Source organism: Bradyrhizobium monzae, from assembly GCF_021458635.1.
GTDB lineage: Bacteria > Pseudomonadota > Alphaproteobacteria > Rhizobiales > Xanthobacteraceae > Bradyrhizobium.
This window is the reverse complement of record NZ_JAIRDQ010000003.1, coordinates 223,942-241,879: the sequence shown is the minus strand read 5'-3', so window position 1 is coordinate 241,879 and position 17,938 is coordinate 223,942. Positions and strand designations below refer to the sequence as shown.

At 65.1% G+C, this 17,938-nt stretch carries 19 protein-coding genes; 5 read left to right on the top strand and 14 right to left on the bottom strand.

What is annotated here, in order from left to right; translation table 11 throughout:
• Positions 1-102: 102 nt before the first annotated feature.
• Positions 103-1,290, top strand: coding sequence for a CaiB/BaiF CoA transferase family protein (locus K3F49_RS14625; RefSeq protein ID WP_234681645.1), 1,188 nt, complete (start codon positions 103-105; stop codon positions 1,288-1,290).
• A gap of 232 nt (positions 1,291-1,522) precedes the next feature.
• On the opposite strand, the gene K3F49_RS14620 is transcribed toward K3F49_RS14625, so the two are convergent.
• Positions 1,523-1,705 (bottom strand): hypothetical protein, encoded by a 183-nt coding sequence (locus K3F49_RS14620; protein WP_234681644.1) that lies wholly within the window; start codon positions 1,703-1,705, stop codon positions 1,523-1,525.
• On the opposite strand from K3F49_RS14620, the gene K3F49_RS14615 reads away from it, so the two are divergent.
• Positions 1,704-4,811, top strand: coding sequence for a DEAD/DEAH box helicase (locus K3F49_RS14615; RefSeq protein ID WP_234681643.1), 3,108 nt, complete (start codon positions 1,704-1,706; stop codon positions 4,809-4,811). The genes K3F49_RS14620 and K3F49_RS14615 overlap by 2 nt on opposite strands.
• A gap of 42 nt (positions 4,812-4,853) precedes the next feature.
• Here the strand turns inward: K3F49_RS14615 and K3F49_RS14610 are convergent, their stop codons facing one another.
• Both K3F49_RS14610 and K3F49_RS14605 read right to left on the bottom strand, forming a co-directional pair.
• Complete coding sequence (locus K3F49_RS14610) at positions 4,854-5,222, bottom strand: hypothetical protein (protein WP_234681642.1); 369 nt, start codon at positions 5,220-5,222, stop codon at positions 4,854-4,856.
• Between the two features lie 113 nt (positions 5,223-5,335).
• The gene (locus tag K3F49_RS14605) at positions 5,336-5,791 is read right to left on the bottom strand and encodes an Hsp20 family protein (RefSeq protein WP_234681641.1); all 456 of its coding nucleotides are present in this window, start codon (positions 5,789-5,791) and stop codon (positions 5,336-5,338) included.
• 337 nt (positions 5,792-6,128) lie between these two features.
• On the opposite strand from K3F49_RS14605, the gene K3F49_RS14600 reads away from it, so the two are divergent.
• Together K3F49_RS14600 and K3F49_RS14595 are read left to right on the top strand one after the other, a co-directional pair.
• Complete coding sequence (locus K3F49_RS14600; RefSeq protein WP_234681640.1) at positions 6,129-6,353, top strand: DUF4349 domain-containing protein; 225 nt, start codon at positions 6,129-6,131, stop codon at positions 6,351-6,353.
• Positions 6,350-6,532, top strand: a complete 183-nt coding sequence (locus K3F49_RS14595; protein WP_234681639.1) for a hypothetical protein — start codon at positions 6,350-6,352, stop codon at positions 6,530-6,532. Before K3F49_RS14600 ends, K3F49_RS14595 begins: the two co-directional genes overlap by 4 nt.
• A 37-nt stretch (positions 6,533-6,569) precedes the next feature.
• Here K3F49_RS14595 and K3F49_RS14590 read toward each other — a convergent pair whose 3' ends face one another.
• The 5 genes from K3F49_RS14590 to K3F49_RS14570 all read right to left on the bottom strand — a co-directional run bounded on the left by K3F49_RS14590 (position 6,570) and on the right by K3F49_RS14570 (position 12,431).
• Positions 6,570-7,718: an amidohydrolase gene (locus K3F49_RS14590; protein WP_234681638.1), complete on the bottom strand. Its 1,149-nt coding sequence runs from the start codon at positions 7,716-7,718 to the stop codon at positions 6,570-6,572.
• Positions 7,719-7,907: 189 nt separating this feature from the next.
• On the bottom strand, positions 7,908-8,996 hold the full coding sequence (locus K3F49_RS14585) for a mandelate racemase/muconate lactonizing enzyme family protein (RefSeq protein WP_234681637.1): 1,089 nt from the start codon (positions 8,994-8,996) through the stop codon (positions 7,908-7,910).
• A gap of 97 nt (positions 8,997-9,093) precedes the next feature.
• Positions 9,094-9,933 (bottom strand): alpha/beta fold hydrolase, encoded by an 840-nt coding sequence (locus K3F49_RS14580; protein WP_346657320.1) that lies wholly within the window; start codon positions 9,931-9,933, stop codon positions 9,094-9,096.
• A 10-nt stretch (positions 9,934-9,943) separates the two neighbouring features.
• Complete coding sequence (locus tag K3F49_RS14575; protein ID WP_234681636.1) at positions 9,944-11,149, bottom strand: M20/M25/M40 family metallo-hydrolase; 1,206 nt, start codon at positions 11,147-11,149, stop codon at positions 9,944-9,946.
• 34 nt (positions 11,150-11,183) lie between these two features.
• Positions 11,184-12,431, bottom strand: coding sequence for an MFS transporter (locus tag K3F49_RS14570; protein WP_234681635.1), 1,248 nt, complete (start codon positions 12,429-12,431; stop codon positions 11,184-11,186).
• Positions 12,432-12,713: 282 nt separating this feature from the next.
• Here K3F49_RS14570 and dapD point away from each other — a divergent pair, with 282 nt between their 5' ends.
• Positions 12,714-13,685 (top strand): 2,3,4,5-tetrahydropyridine-2,6-dicarboxylate N-succinyltransferase, encoded by a 972-nt coding sequence (gene dapD, locus K3F49_RS14565; RefSeq protein WP_234681634.1) that lies wholly within the window; start codon positions 12,714-12,716, stop codon positions 13,683-13,685.
• Positions 13,686-13,712: 27 nt separating this feature from the next.
• Here the strand turns inward: dapD and K3F49_RS14560 are convergent, their stop codons facing one another.
• From K3F49_RS14560 to K3F49_RS14535, 6 genes are all read right to left on the bottom strand, one after another.
• Positions 13,713-14,069, bottom strand: coding sequence for a response regulator (locus tag K3F49_RS14560; RefSeq protein ID WP_234681633.1), 357 nt, complete (start codon positions 14,067-14,069; stop codon positions 13,713-13,715).
• A 106-nt stretch (positions 14,070-14,175) separates the two neighbouring features.
• Positions 14,176-14,439 carry an HGGxSTG domain-containing protein gene (locus K3F49_RS14555; RefSeq protein ID WP_234681632.1) on the bottom strand — a complete coding sequence of 88 codons (264 nt, stop codon included), beginning with the start codon at positions 14,437-14,439 and terminating at the stop codon, positions 14,176-14,178.
• Positions 14,436-15,032 carry a hypothetical protein gene (locus K3F49_RS14550; RefSeq protein WP_234681631.1) on the bottom strand — a complete coding sequence of 199 codons (597 nt, stop codon included), beginning with the start codon at positions 15,030-15,032 and terminating at the stop codon, positions 14,436-14,438. Before K3F49_RS14550 ends, K3F49_RS14555 begins: the two co-directional genes overlap by 4 nt.
• A gap of 322 nt (positions 15,033-15,354) precedes the next feature.
• Positions 15,355-15,630 (bottom strand): hypothetical protein, encoded by a 276-nt coding sequence (locus K3F49_RS14545; protein ID WP_234681630.1) that lies wholly within the window; start codon positions 15,628-15,630, stop codon positions 15,355-15,357.
• Between the two features lie 78 nt (positions 15,631-15,708).
• A complete protein-coding gene (locus K3F49_RS14540; RefSeq protein ID WP_234681629.1) occupies positions 15,709-16,566 on the bottom strand; it encodes a VOC family protein in 858 nt (285 codons plus the stop codon).
• Between the two features lie 147 nt (positions 16,567-16,713).
• A complete protein-coding gene (locus tag K3F49_RS14535; RefSeq protein WP_234681628.1) occupies positions 16,714-17,907 on the bottom strand; it encodes a urate hydroxylase PuuD in 1,194 nt (397 codons plus the stop codon).
• Positions 17,908-17,938 lie beyond the last annotated feature (31 nt).

Below are 17,938 nucleotides of genomic sequence, written 5' to 3'. Positions count from 1 at the left end.
TGAGGGCAGCATCTTGAGAGCGCGGCAACGTGTGCGCTGCACCTTGCCGTGGTACCCATTCCCTGTAATCTGCCCGGAAATCGCAAGCGAAAGAAGAGGTCGATGGGGGGAGTTCTGGAAGGCGTGCGTGTCCTCGATTTCGGGCGCTATATCGCGGGACCGTATTGCGCGACATTGCTGGCCGAGTTCGGCGCCGAGGTCATTCGCGTCGAAAAGCGCGATGGCAGCGAGGATCGCTTCGTGGCGCCGGTCGGCGAAGGCGGCGAAGGTGCGCTGTTTCTCCAGGTCAATCGCAACAAGAAATGCATCACGCTCGATCCGATGACGCCGGAGGGGCAGGAGGTGATGCGCCGGCTGGTCAAGACCGCGGATGTCGTCGTCGCCAATCTGCCGCCGCAGACGCTGCGCGCCATGAAGCTGGACTACGACTCACTCAAGGCGATCAAGCCCGACATCATCCTGACGACCGCAACCGCGTTCGGCGGACCGGGGCCGTGGTCCGACCGCGTCGGCTTCGATGGTGTCGGCCAGGTCATGTCGGGCTCGGTCTACATGACCGGCGCCGGCAATCCGCCTTACCGCGCGGCGGTGAACTGGGTTGATTTCGGAACGGCGCTGCACTGCGCGTTCGGCACGCTCGCCGCGCTGATCGAGCGCGGCAAATCCGGGCGTGGGCAGATCGTCGAAGGCGCATTGCTGGCGACCGCGCTGTCCTTCACCAATGCGACGCTGATCGAGCAGGCCGTCATCAACGTCAACCGCGTCCCATCAGGCAATCTCGGCCAGACCGCGGCGCCCGCCGACATCTACCGCACCAGGGACGGCTGGGTGCTGTGCCAGGTCACCGGCCATCCGCTGTTCAAGCGCTGGGCCAGGCTGATGGGCGAGGAAGAGCAATGGCTGAACGATCCGCGCTTTCCTGACGACATCAGCCGCGGCAACAACGGCCCCGTCATCAGCGAACGGATGGCGCGCTGGTGCGCCGAGCGTACCACGCAGGAGGCGGTCGACACCCTCGGCAAGGCGATGATTCCAACCGGGCCCGTGCTGAGCCCGCAGCAGGCGCTGGATCATCCGCACATTCGCGCCGCCGGCTTTTTGCAGGATGTCGATTATCCCGGCCTGCCGAAGCAGGCGCCGGTTGCCCGCGCCGCCATCCGGCTGTCGGAAACGCCGGGCGAGATCGCGACGCGTCCGCCGACGCTGGGCGAGCACACTGATTCCGTGCTGGCGGAACTCGGCTACGACAAGGCCGCGATTGCAGGACTCCGGCAGAGCGGCATCATTTAGCCGCGACGTGATGACAAGAGTGGAAATGCGCGGGCGCGTCTGCTAGACGACTGGCGGCTTGTCCTCGCGCTTTTTTGTGTGAGCCTGCGACCTCAGCGTCGCACGAGGTGTTTTGGGAGGCGCGCGTTCGCACGCCCCCTCCCATATGCATGACCATCCGCGACCGAATCGGGACGAACTCGGCTGCGCGTACATCGACGACTGCCTACGACGAGAAACGGATTCACGTGCGTCATTCCAAGAAATTGCGGCCAGCCAAGAGCTCCCAAGTCAAGGGTTCTCCAAAGAAGAGCTCGCCCAAAAAGCACTCGCCCGCCAAGAGCTCGACCAGCAGGCGCTCACTGAGCAAGAGTTCTCCGAAGACGAGCAAAGGCGCGCAGCGCGCCACGATCGCGTCGTCGTCGCCGCTTGGCATGATGGCGCTGCATCTGCTGGCGCAGTGGAAGGACTCCGGGCACAGCGGTCTCGTATTCCTCGCCGAGAGCGAGAACAGGGCGGAGCGGCTTGGCAGCGTCATTCATGCGCTCGACCCGTCCTGCGACGTGCTGGTGTTTCCGCGGCTGAACACCCTGCCGTTCGATCAGCTGGAACCATCGCGCGAGATCGCCGGCCGCAGAGCCTCGGTGCTGCGGCGCCTTGCGAAATCCAGGCAGCCGATCTTTCTGGTCTCGACGGCGGAAGCCGTGATGGAGCGCCTGCCGCCGCCGGCCAGCCTGCTGCGCCTGAACACGGGCTTGAAGGTCGGCGGCAGCTTCTCCGAGAGCGAGCTTCGCCTCCGTCTCGAAGCGCTGGGCTATGATCTCGATGACGAGCCGGATTATCCGGGCGGCGCGCTGTTTCACGGCCAGACCTTCGAGATATTTCCCGCAGGCGCGCTGGGGCCGTTCCGGGTGGAGCATTCCGGGCGCGCCATCCGCCGGATCGTGGCGTTCGATCCGAAAGAGCACGACATCATCTTCGAGACCAAAGAGCTTCTCGTCGATCCCATGTCGGAACGGCTCGCGATCACCGGCGCGAGGGCCAAGCGCGCGACGCTGTTCGACTATTGCGGAAAGGCCAAGTGGATCGCGGATGCCGGCGTGTCGGTGCATGGCGATGCCTGGCTGAGCACGATCGAAGAGGCCGCGGGCCGCGCGGACAGGGAGCGCGAATATCTGGGACGGAGCGACTGGAAGCAGGCGACCCGCGGCATGAAGGTGCTGCCGCGCACCGCGCCGTTCCAGCCGACGCCGGAATTCTCCAAGCTGACATCCACCCGGAAAGCCCTGCGCGCCTTCGTCGAGGAGGCCAGGCGCGCCGGTTCGCGCCTGATCCTCGTCGCGGCGCAGGAAGAAGATCTGCGCGCGATGGAGCGGATGAGCGGCTTGCGGGCGGAGCGCGTCGCGGATTGGAACGAGGCCGGGAGCGCGCGTCATCGCGACGTGGCGTTGCTGGCCGATCTCGACGCCGGCTTCGTCATTCCAGGCAAGAAGCCTGCCGTCGTGCTGACGGCGAGTGACGTGCTCGGCAGCCGTGCGCATCATCCGCAGCCGATGGCGCGAAGCTGGATCGCGGCGTTCGATCATGCCGACGTGCCGGAGCAGGGCACGGTGGTCGTACATCTCCAGCGCGGCCTCGCCGTGCTCGATGGCCTGCAGACCGTGAACACCGGTGGCGGCGCGTTGCGCGAGATGGTCAGGTTGTCCTTCGCGGGCGACAACGCGGTCCTGGTGCCGCCGCCCGATCTGGCGCAGATGTGGCCCTACTCGTCGGAGCGCGGCAAGCTCGCGCTCGACAAGGCTGATGGCAGCACATGGTGGGCGCGTCGCACCGGCGCCGAGCAGGAAATCCAGCTCGCCGGCAAGGCGCTCGCCAGGCACATCAGTCAGCGCAAGCGGCGCAAGGCGGCCAAGCTGGTCCCGCCGGGATCGGCCTACGAAAAATTCGTCGCGCGCTTTCCTTATTTCACGACGATCGATCAGGCCAAGGCGATCCACGACGTGCTCGATGATCTCGCGTCCGGGCATCCCATGGACCGGGTGATCTGCGGCGACGTCGGCTTCGGCAAGACCGAGGTGGCACTACGGGCTGCGGCCGCCGTGGTGCTGTCCGGAAAGCAGGTGGCGATCGCGGTGCCCACGACCGTATTGGCCCGGCAGCACGTCGCGACCTTCCGCAAGCGCTTTGCGCCGCTCGATATCGAGGTCGGCAGCCTGTCGCGCGCCACGTCCGGTGCCGAGACGCGGGAGACCAAGGAAGGCTTGCGCAGCGGCCGGATCAAAGTCGTCGTCGGAACGCAGGCGCTCACCTCGAAGGACGTGAAGTTCGACGACCTCGGCCTCGTCATCATCGACGAGGAGCAGCATTTTGGCGCCGCCGAGAAGGCAAAGCTTTCCGGGCTTGCCAAGAACGCCCATACGCTCTGGATGAGCGCCACGCCGATCCCGCGCACGCTCGCGGCGGGCCTTGCCGGCTTCAGGGATCTGAGCGTCATTGCCTCGCCCCCGGTGCACCGGCTCCCGGTCGCGACCAAGATCGCGCCGTTGTCGGATGCAGCGATCGCCTCGGCCCTGCTGCGCGAGCAGCGGCGGCACGGGCAGAGCTTCCTGATCTGCCCGCGCATCCAGGATCTGGAGCCGATGCTGGCGCGCGTGCAGGCTGTGGCGCCCGATCTCAAGATCGTCTGTCTGCACGGCAAATTGCCGGCCGACGAGATCGACGACCGCATGATGACCTTCGTCGAGGGCAAGGCCGACGTCCTGCTCGCCACCAACATCGTGGAGAGCGGCCTCGATATTCCGCGCGCCAACACCATCGTGGTGTGCTGGCCCGAAAATTTCGGTCTCGCCCAGCTGCACCAGCTGCGCGGACGCGTCGGTCGCGGCGGCATTCGCGCCTTCGCATTTCTGCTGACCGAGTCGGCCTCGGTGCAGTCCGAGAAACGGCTCGCCGTGCTGGAGGAGTTCAGCCGGCCGGGCGCAGGTTTTGCGATCAGCGAGCGGGACCTCGATCTCCGCGGCGCCGGCGATCTGTTCTCGGAGCAGCAATCCGGCCACGTTCAGGTGTTCGGCCCCGTGCTCTACAGCCATCTCCTGAAGATGGCCTCGGAGAAGGTCGATGACGGCCGATCCGTGGTGTGGGTGCCCGACCTCAACCTGCCGGTCGCCGATATGCTGCCCCCGAGCTACGTGCAATCCGCTCCCGTGCGGCTGGAGCTCTATGCCCGTGCCGCGCGCTGCGCCAGCGAGGACGAGCTCGACGATCTCGAGGAGGAAACCTCCCGCCGCTTCGGACCCTTGCCGCCGGCCGCTCGCGATGTCTTTGCAGCTGCGCGACTGCGGCTGGACTGCAAGCACAGAGGCATCGTCCGCCTCGACGTCGGGCAAAGCGCGGTGGCCGCGACGTTCCTGCCGGGACGGCTGCGGAAGTCGAAAGGAAAATCGCTGCAACGCGACGGCGATCGCGTCGTCTACCATAGCGAGACGCGCGATGCCCCGTTCGACATGGTCGAGGAATTGTTCGAGCTTCTCGACGAAGCGTAACGGCAGGCGACCATCATCGTGACGATGAGCGTGCTTTCGCCGCTACGCGCTGCAATCGATTGCAGCGCGACGATCGGGTGGTCGGCCGTCATTGTCGTCTTCCGCGTCAGGTGCGGGATGCCGCAGTCGCATCGAAGCGCCGCCGCGGGGCGGCGGGTCATCGTCGTGATCCAGCCTGCGCAGCGCGGCGAGGATGTCCGCGAGTCGGATGGTGTGGTCCAGGCCGGGAATCTCGCGCAAGGCAGGATGGGATTCGACCGCGTACATGTCCGAAGCCCAGGACGACAGGATGATCCGCTTTTCCGGCGTCGAGAGGCCGGGGTCGTCGAGGACGGCGCTCGGGGATGCATAATGTGCGGCGGGATGAAACAGCGGGTTGAGACCGCCGATGGTCGCATTGGCATTGGTCATGGTTGTCTCCCTCTACACTCCTTCCGAAGGGATGGTTCCTGCTCGGCGGACAGCGACACCGGTCGCCATCCGCCATGCTCGCTTGCGGGCAGTGCCGAACCCGTTCGACGAGGCTAAGCCGCCTTCTTCTGCTCGATCTGCGGTGACGAAGCGCCCGCGATCTGGATCCGGCGCGGTTTCATCGCGTCCGGAATCTCGCGCACGAGATCGATGATCAAGAGACCGTCCTGGAAGGCGGCCTGCTTGACCTGGACGTAATCGGCGAGATTGAACACGCGTCGGAACGGGCGTGCCGCGATACCCTGATAGAGATACTCGCGCGCGGCGCCGTCGGGCTTCCTGCCCTCGATGGTGAGCGCGTTCTGTTCGGCGGTCACGCTGATGTCGTTGACGCCGAAGCCCGCCACGGCCAGCGTGATCCGGTAGTGGTCTTCGCCGGAGCGCTCGATGTTGTAGGGGGGATAGTTGTCCTCGCTCGCCTGGCGCAGCGTGCTGTCGACGAGGTCGGCCAGGTGGTCGAAGCCGATGGTGGAGCGCCACAGGGGCGCGAAGTCAAAGGTGGTCCTCATACCAAGTCCTCCAAAGAGCAAGATGGATACGAAGGAACGCAAGACAGGGAATCGGAGCAGGTCCGAAGACCCCGGCCGGCGCCCGCGCCGGACCCTATCGGGCATCCGGCACACCGCTCTCGCGGCGAAAAACGAAATAGCGCAGCGGAAGGGCGTTGCAAGAGGGGGAACGAAAAAATTTTCGGCGACCGGCTGCTGGCGACCTGCAGCCCCGCAAGCGGCGAGGAAGCCTCTTGACAGGGAAAGCGGCCTGGATATTTTTTTGAGCCCCGGAAGATCTGTCTTCCGACATTGCCAAATCGAAAAGGACCGTGAAAGACCGTCTGGAGTGACGACGATGCTCGATCAAGATCTGGCCCGCATTCGGGCGCACCGAAACAATCTCTCCCGCTACCGGCGCTTGCTGAAGACGAAGCTGTCGGACATCGAACGCCGGTACATCGAACGGCGCCTCGCCGAGGAGCAGACCGCGCTCGAGGCTCTCGCCGCCGATGCCTTCCCCGTCACATTCATCCTTCCGAACCCGCAATCGGCCTCTGCCGCGACGGGGGTGGAACCATGAGCGACGTCCGCGACCTCATCATCCGCGGCAGCGAGAAGGTGATCCGGCATTATCGCTTGCTGCTGGCCGGCGCCAGAACCGACGACGAACGCGAGCTCTACCGTAGCCGGATCGAACGCGAGCAGCGCCTGCTCGACGCGCTGCAGGGCGGCGACTTGCTGGATCGATCGGCGGCATGACGCGTCAGGCGGTCCGCGTTTGCCTCAGCGCCGCGTCCTAGTTCGCGGCCAGCGCTGTCTTGGCGACTTCGGCCATCCAGCTCGATGCGACGGGGAGGATCGCGTCGTTGAAATTGTAGCGCGGGCCGTGCAGCTCGGCGCCGTCGCGCAAGGGCCCGTTGCCGATCCAGACGAACGCGCCGGGGCGGTGATGGAGATAGAAGGCGAAATCCTCGCCGGCCATGCTGGGCGCGAGGTCGCGCCGCACCGGCGCGCGCACCTTGTCCGCGGCCATGCGCGCGAAGCCGGCCTCTTCCGGCGTGTTGGTGGTCACGCCGACGCCCATGACGATGTCGGGCGTGACCTTGACGTCAAAGCTGGTGGCGATGCCGGCGCAGATCTCGCCGATCCGTGCGAGGAGGATATCCTTCACGTCGCTGCGGTGATGCCGCAGCGTGCCGCGGATCACGACCTTGCCGGCGATTTGATTGGGCGCGGTGCCGCCTTCGATGGCGCAGAGCGAGAGCACGGCGGTGTCGAGCGGATCGACGCTGCGCGACACGATCGATTGTAGCGCCACAATCAGATGGCCGGCCGCCATCACGGGATCGCGCGTCAGATGCGGCATGCCGGCATGTCCCGCATGGCCCTCGATGGTGATGGTGACGCGTCCGCCGGAGGCCATGACCACGCCGTCATGGACCGCGATGGTGCCGGCATCGAGGCCCGGCCAGTTATGGAAGCCGAACACGCGGTCCATCGGGAAGCGCTCGAACAGCCCGGCCGCGACCATCGCGCGCGAGCCGCCAAAACCTTCTTCCGCGGGCTGGAAGATGAAGTCGACGGTGCCGCTCCAACTCGTGTCCGCTGCCAGCAGCGCGGCCGCGCCGAGCAGCGAGGTGGTGTGGCCGTCATGCCCGCAGGCATGCATCACGCCGGGCGTTGTCGAAGCGTAGGCGAGGCCCGTATCCTCGGTGATCGGCAGTGCGTCCATGTCGGCGCGCAGGCCGACGCGCGCTTGCGCGGACCCGCGCGTCAGCGTCGCGACCACGCCGTGACCGCCAATGCCGGCCTCGAAGGGAATGCCGAGCTCCGTGAGTTTTTCCTGCACGAAGGCGGCAGTGGCCTTTTCCTGCAGGGACAGCTCGGGGTGGGCATGCAGATGCTGGCGCCACGCGGTCAGTTTCTGGTGCAACTCGGGGGTCAAGGCGCAGCTCTCTCGAATGATGACGGCTGCCGCCACTCTAGCCGATTATCCGCGCCCCGCATCAAGCCCCTTGGAATGCCTCGCGTGCAAAGCAGCTCTATCGTCATGGCCGGGCTTGTCCCGGCCATCCACGTCTTACTTCGCGTTACAAAGAACGTGGATGCCCGGGAGCCCGGGCATGACGGAGTTCTACGGCACGAGCTTCGCCAGCCCCTTCCAGTCAAAGCTGATGCCGTGGCCCGGGCGGGCCGGCGCGAGCGCCTTGCCGTCCTCGAGCACCAGCGGATGCTCGATGTACTTGTCGAGCCCGAAGCCGTGGGCCTCGAGGTACGACCGGTTCGGGCAGGCCGCGAGCAGGTGCACGGTGATGTCATGGGCGCCGTGGCTGGTGACGGGCAGGTTGAAGGCCTCCGCCAGCCGCGCGATCTTCATGAAGGCGCTGACGCCGCCGCAATTGGTGACGTCGGGCTCGGGATAGGACACCGCGCCTGATACGATGTAGTTCTTGAACTCCCACAGCGAGCGCAGATTCTCTCCCGCCGCGATCGGCACGCCACCGGCCTGCATGATGCGGGCGTGGCCTGCGACATCGTCGGGAATGATCGGCTCTTCCAGCCAGGTCAGGTCATGGGGCACGAACGCGCGGGCGGCGCGGATCGCTTCCTCGACCGTCCATTTCATGTTGGCATCCGCCATCAGCGGAAAGCCGTCGCCGAGATGCTGTCGCATCGCCGCGACGCGCGCAACGTCGGATTTGAGATCAGGCCGGCCGACCTTCATCTTGATGGCGCGAAACCCCTTGGCGAGATTACCGTCGGTCTGCTTCAAGAGCGCCTCGACGGAGAGATCCAGGTCGATGCCGCCGGCATAGCACGGCACGTGCGCATCGAATCCGCCGAGCAACTGGTACAGCGGCAATTTGGCGCGCCGCGCCTTCAAATCCCACAGCGCGATGTCGAGCGCGGACAGCGCCAGCACCGCAGGTCCACCGCGCCCGCCATAATGCAGGCCCCACCAGACGTGATGCCAGATCGCCTCGGTATCGTCGGCCTCGCGACCCTCGACCAGCGGCGGGATCTCGCGCTTGAGGATATCGGCGGTCGCGCCGCCGTTGCGCCCGACCGTGTAGGTGTAGCCGACGCCTTCAGCGCCGTCGGCGTCGCGGATGCGGCAGGTGATCAGCTCGAACGCCGCGATCTCGCCATGGGTGGAGTCGGAGAGCGTGACGGGGAGGGGGATCCGGTAGAGGGCGGATTCGATATTTGAAATGCGTGGCATTTAGCCTCCCTGCGTTTTCTTTGCAGGCTAGGCTCGCATGCACGGCCAAGCAACCGCATTTGCGGCAATGCTGGTGCGTCGTTGTCGTCTTCGACGATCACGCAAAAAAGCGCCGCAGTTCCACGGCGACGCGGGCTGGATCGCCCTCGTTGTCCGCCGCGATATGGCCGGCGCCGTTGAACGCGACGCGTGTCGCGTTTGGCAGGATTTTGACGAGCGCATCGAGCGCAGCCGTGAGGTAGCCTTGGCTGCGATCGCCGCCAAGCAGCAGCGTTTCGGTGCTCAAGCTCCTGAAGCGGTCGAGATCGCCTGCCATCTCCGCAATCAGCTCGATGTCGTAATGGACCGTCGGGATCAGCGTGGCCAGAGGCGGCCCGTTGCCCACGGCCGCGTTGGGACGCAGCCGCATCATCATGGCGAAGAACGATTTAAGGAGAGGCGTCGGGAGCTTTGTCATCACCTCCTGGTCGCCGGTACCTTTGAGCACGGCAACAAAGGCGGCCGGCAGATCCCGCTTCGCCAGGGCCGCCTCATAGTCCGCAGCCCAGTAGCGCGGCTGGACCGAGCCGAACTCGAGCGGCGGCTCGTAAAGCGCGAGGCGTGCGATCGCCGGGTTGACGAGCGCGGTGTGCATGGCGACCACCGCGCCGGCGCTCAATGCAAACACATTGCGCGCGCCCGTCTCGGCGAGGAGCCGGCCGAGATCATCGATCTCGGTCGCCATGCCGTGATCGGGCCGGAACGGTCCGCTCAGGCCTCGACCGCGGCGGTCCGGGATGAGCACGGTGAAGCGGTCGGCGAGCGCTGCCCCAAGGTCGGTAAAGCTCGCTGCGCTCTGCATCGCGCCATGGAGCAGGACCAGGCCAGGACCTGAGCCGATTTGTCGATATCCGATGGCGGTGCCGTCACTAGCGACAAAGGATCGCTCCGCGTACACGCAAGGCGCCTCAGCGCATCGTCGCGAGCTGCACGGCCAGCGCGCAGGCGCGATCGTATTCGTCGAGATTGATCCACTCGTCGATTGTGTGCGCCTCGTTCTGCCCCGCGCCGAACGTCACGGTGGGAACGCCGTGGCGCACCATCCAGTTGGCGTCGAGGCCGCCATTGGCGGTGCGGACGTTCGGGGTGCCGCCGACCGCGGACACCGCCTCGACCGCGCGCTTGATGACGGGCTGGCTGTCCTTCATGCGGAACGGATAATAGTCGGTCTCGGCCTTGAACTTGACCTTGCCGGACTTGCCCTGCGCGTTCGTCACCTTCTTGGCCGCCTTCTCGAACGCGGCCTTGTAGGCTTTTGTGATCTCCTTGAAGAATTTTCCGTCATGGCTGCGGCTCTCACCGCGCACATGGACGTAGTCGGTGACGACATTGGTGGCGTCGCCCGCGGGGCGGCCGTCGCCGCCGGTGACGGGGCCGACATTGCTGGTGCCCTGCCGCGCGCTCGCGCCCTTGCCCTTCACCACCTTGCCGAACCAGCCGCCGGCCTTCACGTCGGCAAGCGCCAGCGCCATGATCATCGTCGAGGAGATGCCGCGCTCCGGCGCGACGCCGGCATGCGAGGCGCGGCCCATGATCTCGACGGTCCAGCGATCAGCGCCGACCGCGCCGATCACGACGTTGGACGCCGAGCCGCCGTCATAGTTGAACGCCATCACCGGTGATCCCAGCTCGTCCAGCTTGACGTGGCGTGCGCCGTAAAGCCCGCTCTCCTCGCGCACGCAGAACAGCAGCGTGATCGGCGGATGGTCGAGCTTCTGCTTTTCGAGCTCGGCTGCCAGCGTCACCAGCACGCCGCAGCCGCAGCGATTATCGCCGCCGAGCGCGGTCTTGGCGGAGTTGACGATTCTGCGGCCGGATTTCTTCGGCTTGGCGCCGGCGCAGAGCGGCACAGTGTCCATGTGGGTCATGAACATGATGCGCGGCTGGTTGTGCAGCGTGCCGCGGCCGGGCAGGTCGACGATGAGGTTGCCGGTCTCGGTCGGCACGGGAATGCGGGTGTTGGCGTCGTCGAGCCGGATCGCCTTGGCCGGCACGCCGCTTTCCTTCAGCGCGGCGGTGAGCTCACGTCCGATCGCCGCCTCCTGTCCCGTGACGCCTTCTACGGCGAGGAAGCGCATGAGGCGATCGGTGGCGGCCTTGGTGTCGACAGACATGAACTGAATTCCTTTGATGCTCGAACCACCCATCCTACGAATTCGTCGACGTGTAAGTCAAAAAGATCATCACCCCCACGAGCAGCGCCGCCGCCATGAACAGCAGCACCGCCGGCAGCCCCGCGAACGCAGCCACCGCGCCGGTGATCGACTGCATCAGGGCGGTACCGAGGAAGAAGGCGAGGTTCACGGCCGCGAGCGCTTTGCCCGCGGTCTGCGCGTCGACCAGCTGCCGGCACATGCCGAACAGCAGCGGCTGGGCGGAGGTGGCCAGCCCAATGAGCACGAACAACACGAGATCATATTGCGGCGGCATGACCTCCACGCCGAACAGCCATGCAACCGCATAATGCGGCGCACCGAGCGCCATCAGCACCACCAGCAGCGCGGCGATCGTGTGCGTGCCGGCGACGAGTTCGCGGCGGCGGCCGATCCTGCGGTCGATCATGCCGATGCACAGCGGGCCTGCGATCATCGCCAGCGTGTAGGCGCCGAGCTGGTTGCCGGCTTCGACCCGCGACAGGCCCTTGACCTCCATCAGCCAAGGCCCGCCCCACAGCCCGCGCAGCACCAGCGAGGTCGCGAGCGACACCATCGCCAACGCGATCAGCCCGCGCAGCGGCCGCGACAGGCCGAGTCTCAGCACCTCAATCATCTGCGACAGCGGCGAGGAATCGTCCTTGTGCTCGGCCGGCTGGTTCGGCACCAGCGCGAACACGGCGAGCGCCACCACGACGCCGCCGGCTGCGGCGATCCAGAACCCGGTGCGCCAGCCATATTGATCGACCACGAAGGCGAGCGGGCTCGACGACAACAGCATGCCGATATTGCCGATCGAGAGGATTGCGCCCGACCACAGCCCGAAGCGCGCCGCCGACAATTGCTTGGCTGCGAGCGTCATCGGGCACATCAGCATGCCCGAGGTCGCGATGCCCAACAGCAATTGCCCGAAGGCGAAACTCTCAGGGCCCGTCGCAAAGCCCGACGCGATTGCGCCGATCACGGTGCCCGCAAGCAGGCTGAGCGACACCGGCCGGACGCCAAAGCGATCCATCGCCGCGCCGACCGGGATCTGCGACGCTGCAAAGGCAAAATGGTAGACCGAGGTGAGGCTCGCCAGCGCCTGCGGCTGCACGTGGAAATCCGCCGCCATTAGATCGAGGCTGAGCGCAGGGATCGTGCGCAGCAATGTCGACAGCATGTGCCCGCAGGCGAGCGCCACCAGCGCAAAGATCAGCGCGCGGGTGCCATATCCCGCTTCATCATTGGCAACCGCAGTCATCAGCGTCCCGTCCCGGCAAGGGTTTTGGGTGGGGTACAGGATTGGGGAGGGCGTGCCAATGGCGGGAGAGCGGATCCGGTACCTTATATTCCTGTCTTTCGGGCTCACCCCTCGTCTGAAGGCAGGCCGAACGTTGCGTTCTCGGCGTGCTCTACGAGAGCTACATTCCGCTGAAACCGTCGAAAATGATCCAACGCGGACACGTTTGCGCGCGCGGAAGTTGCCATTTCCAGGAGAATTCGCGTATGCACGACCTGTAGGATCGTAGTGTGAGAAACTCAAATGGCGATGGAGCTGAGGGGCGCGAGAGGCGAGGGATTTGCGACGATTGCCGCTGATGGTCGCGTGCTGGATTCCTGGTTCCTTCAGCTGCGCCTGGTTGAGGAGGCCGGCAAGGCGGCAACGGCACGGCTGGCGAAGGACGAGATCGTCAGTTCGTTGGGTTATTCGGCAGACGGATATGCGCGACACGACGACGTCCGCAATGTCGATATCGTTGCAATCCGTACGGACATCGACTCCCTTGCATCTGCGCCAACTGATGTGCACGACGCATATCTTCGACTCCATCTCCTGAGCCACCGGCTCGTTCAGCCGAATTGCCTGAACCTTGACGGCATTTTCGGTCTGTTACCCAACGTTGCCTGGACGACCCTTGGTCCCTGCGAATCCTCTCGTGTACCGGAAGCACGAATCCTCGCGCGAAAGCGTGCCATCGGGTTCGAGGTGACAGGCGTGGACAAGTTTCCGCGCATGACCGACTATGTGACGCCCGCGGATGTGAGAATTGCGGATGCGGATCGCGTCAGGCTCGGAGCCTACCTGGCTCCGGGCACGACTGTCATGCATGAAGGCTTTTGCAATTTCAATGCAGGTACGCTCGGTCCTTGCATGGTCGAAGGCCGGATAAGCGGCGGTGTGGTTGTGGGAAGCGGCAGCGACGTTGGTGGCGGGGCGTCGATCATGGGCACTCTGTCCGGAGGAGGGAAAGAGAGGATCACGGTTGGTGAGCGCTGCCTGATTGGAGCCAACGCTGGTATCGGCATTTCATTGGGTGACGATTGTATCGTCGAAGCCGGCTGTTACGTCACGGCAGGCGCGCGCATCCTTTTGGAAGATGGCCGAGTCATGAAAGCCAAAGAACTCTCGGGCCAGAAGGGCCTTCTCTTTCGCCGCAATTCCCAAAGCGGCGCTCTCGAAGCAACCAGACGAACACCGAATTGGGACGGCCTCAATTCGCAACTGCACAGCTAGGCAGCTCACGCGAAGAAGCCGTTGGCGTTATCGCGCCGCTTCCGCCAGCAGCGCCGTCGGGTAAACCGGCTTGGTGAGGAACTTTGCGCCAGGCGGCAGGGGCCGGGGTAACGGGCGGCCCGAAATCACGATGATCCGCACATCGGCATTTTGCTGCCGGGCGAAGTGAGCCAGATCGACGCCGTCCATCTTTCCGGCCAGATTGAAGTCGGTGACCATCAGGGTCGGGTGTTTTGCCTTGAGCGCCAGAGCCGCGGTCTCTGCATCTTCACACTGCAGCACTTCAAAATTGCGCTCTTTGAGTAGCAACGCGAGCATCTCGCGCTGAATGTCGTCATCCTCGACGACGATCGCGATCGGACGATGTGGTTTCGACTGGCCCATGGCGCCACCTCATTTCCCGTCATTTGTTAAGTGCGAAGGAGCGGAATCCGTTCCCGGTAGGGTGCGCTGGGTTCCGTTCTCGCGAGGGGTTGCCGGAGTTCTTTGGTCAGCTCAGCTTGCGTAACAATTTCTCTGCTTCCGTCAGCACAGTACGAACAAACTTTCGTTCGTCGACCGCCTCACGCGTGAAGAAGCCGTGCTTGACCGCATTGCCGTTTCCAAATGGTGCCCCCGATCCCCATGCGCCGCCGTGCATGCGGCAGCGCGCCTTGCCGCGCAGTGCCGGCGCGCGGCACGTCTCGCCATTTCGCGTTTGCGCGCCGCAACGCGGGCTCGTCAGCATCGGGCCGGTGTTGCGGGTGTGGCTCATGCGGTGGCGGCCCCCACCAGGTCCGGTTGTGCAGCGATCAGGTTCGCGTGCTGTGTGAAATGGCCGACGACGGCCTTGCCGCCGTCCTGCACCGACAAGTTTTGCACCGTGATCGCACACGCGCCGTCGCTGCGGTGACGGCGCAGGGCCTCCATCTGGGCGGAGTAGGTGCGGGCCAGCCGGGTCAACGCGCGCGTGAGGCTCTCCTGCTGCGGCACGTCGTCGGTGCAGGCGAGGCGGCAGGCGCAGCGCATCGACGCGACGTGAATGCTCACCATCTGCGCCGCCAGCATGGCCTCGAGAGAATCCTTCGGCGTGATGCTCTTCAGCATCGAGACCATGAAGGAGAGATTGCCCTGGTCGGGCTTCCGCGCAACGACGCTGGCTTTCACCAGCTGGCTCAACAAGCCATGCAGTGCGTCGCGGTCGACGGCGCCGAGCGCCTCGGCCAGCAGCCGTTCGCCGGCGCGTGGATCGGGATGGTCGATCACAACGCGCCTGCGGCGGAGTTTCACCTTCGGGCTTGCGATCATCGCCGCGCGATCGTTGGCCGCGATGGGCGTCAATTCGCCGGGTGTCGGTAATGTCGTCATGGATGTGTCCTTTGCCGGCGCAGGCACGAGGGCCGGCTGCGAGCGCAGCCGATCGCGCGCCTGCCAAGCGGCGGCTGAGATTTTCAGATGTCGATGAGGAGGTTTCGCGCGGCCAGGTATCGAGCGCGCCCATGACCGGGCGGGGGCTTGAACACGGGCTGATATCGCGATGATGCCATCGTGCTCCTGTTTTGCCCGACGTGTCAAACGCAATTTCGGTGATTCCGTAGGCGCAGTCGCGCAAGTCCCTGTGCTGGCGGGAGGCGGCTACTGTGCATGGGGTTGTTTTCGATATTTTGCGGCAGGTGCAGCGGCGGGGCAATCAGCCCTTGGGAAAATCCTTGCGCATCGCGATCTCGGCGGCATCGCCGGGCGACAGCACGGTCTGCTCGAAGGCCGGCTGCGGCCTCGTCATGATGTCATAGAGCGAGATGCCCTTGATCGGCTTGTCCATCAGCTCACGGACGCAATCGGCCAGCGTGCCGTTGTAGACGAGATAGGGCGGACCTCGGTCCTTCTGCCTCTCGCCTTTCAGTGACGGCCATTTCTTCAACTCGGCCGGCGCGTCGTAAGCGATCGGCGATCCCTCTTTGAACATGCGCGTGGCCCCGGGCGGCTTGGACTATCGGGGAATCCTAGAGCCGCCGGTAAACGCGCGTTAAAGAATTAGTTCAAATCAGCCGGCAATGAAGGCGAGCAGGGTGCCGTTGGCCTTGGCCGGAGGCACGACGATCGCGGCTCCGCTGCGGACAGCCGCCGAACTCAGCGCTTTCTCGGTGGCTGCGAGATCGCCGCTGACGAGCACCAGCGCTGCACCGCCGCGCTCGGAGAGGCCTGCGAGCGGCACGCCGGGATAGCGTTTGCCGAGCTGGTCGAGCGTCAGGTAGGCGAAGTCGGCGCGGTCGCCGCCCGATGTCACCGTCACCGCGCCGTCGACCTCTGCCTTCGGCTCACGATCGATCAGCCGCGCCAGATGGGCTGCGTCCTTCGCGGGCTCGGGCGTTGCGATCAGCACCTCGCTGATCCGCTTCGCTGCATTGGCGTGCGTCATCAGTTCGGGGATCCACACCGTCTCGCGGGTCTTGTGCTGGCAGGCGAAGATGCGCACGCCGCCGGGGGCTTCGGCCGTCGGCCACATGAAGGTCCGGAATTTGGCGGCTGAGACCGTGCCGTTCGGCAGCGTGACCGGCCGCTCGAAATCGGTCGGGCCGATCGGCGTGAGGCCACGCGCGCGGATTTCTTCGGCGCCTTCAGTTGAATCGACCGCGGTGAAGGCGACGCGCTCGATGCCTTCACCGTGCCGCTCGACGAAGGCGCGCGCTGGTGCGTTGTGTTCGGTCGGCACCAGCACGCCAAGCAGCTCCATATAGTCCGGGTCGAACATGATGGTGTAGTTGCCGGTGCCCATGTGCGCGCTGTGGGTGCCGCGCGGCGACAGCGTGAAACCGAGCTGGCGGTAGTTTTCGGCGGCCCCGTCGAGGTCCCGCACCATGACCACGGCGTGGTCGATACCGATGATGTTCTTGAGGGCCACTGTGATTTCCCCGGCAATTGCAAACTGACATTGGACGGCCCGCGGCCGCGGGTCCTGTCTACGCCGGATGGGCGATCAAGTCATTTTCAAATCGGCAGAAGATGCGGAATTTCATTCCGCCAAATGCGGCATCGCCGCGTTATGCCCTCAGCGATCCTGCTCGCCGATATAGGCGGCGAGGATGGCGCGCTCCTCGCTGGTCATTTCGGTGATGTTGCCCGGCGGCATGGCATTGGACCATGCGGCCACGCGCCCGATCAGGCGGATGTTACGATGGATATGCTCGGGCGCATCGAGCAGAATGCCCTTCGGCGCGGTCACGATGCCGGCCCAGACCGGCTCGGCCGCGTGGCACATGCTGCAGCGGGACATCACGATCTCCTCGACATTGGCGAGTGTCGGCTGTGCCGACAGCGCGCCCGTCTTCACGTCGCGCGGGCCGGCTGCGGACAGGAAGAGGATCGTGATCGCGCCCGCCGCCGCGACGCCCCACACCCACCACGGCGATTTGCGCCCGGCATGACCCTCGTTGAAGAAATGACGGATCACCGGCCCCAGCGCCAGCACGATCGCAACGATGATCCAGTTGAAGCGGGTGGCATAGAGCAGGGGATAGTGGTTGCTGATCATCAGCACGACGACCGGCAAGGTCAGATAGTTGTTGTGGACCGAGCGCTCCTTGCTGGTCTTGCCGAGCTTTGGATCGGGCTTCTGGCCCGCGATCAGGCTGGCGACGATCTTCTTCTGGTTCGGGATGATCACCGCGAAGACGTTGGCCACCATGATGGTGCCGATGAGCGCGCCGATCTGATTGAAGGCGCCACGGCCGCTCAGCACATGGGTGAAGGCATAGGTCAGCACGACCAGGAACAGATAGCCGCCGATGGCAAAGGGCAGCTCGCGCTGCGCGAGCCCGGTGCGGCAGGCGCCCTCGTAAAGCAACCACGCCAGCGCAAGGCTGCCAAAGCTGAACAACCCGGCCTGGATTGGCGTGAGGTCGAGGATCGACTTGTCGACCAGGAACAAATCGGCGTCGAGATAATACACCACCACCATCAGTGCGAAGCCGGACAGCCAGGTGGTATAGGCCTCCCATTTGAACCAGGTGAGCTCGTCCGGCATCTGGGCTGGTGCCACCAGATATTTCATGATCCGGTAGAAGCCGCCGCCATGGACCTGCCAGGCCTCGCCCTGCACGCCATCAGGCAGATCGCTCCTGGGTTTGAGGCTGAGGTCGAGAGCGATGAAATAGAACGAACTGCCGATCCAGGCGATCGCGGCCACCACGTGCAGCCAGCGCAGCAGCAGGCTTGCCCACTCCGATACGATCGATCCCCACATGATCACTCCATCAATCGCGACGTCGATGCCG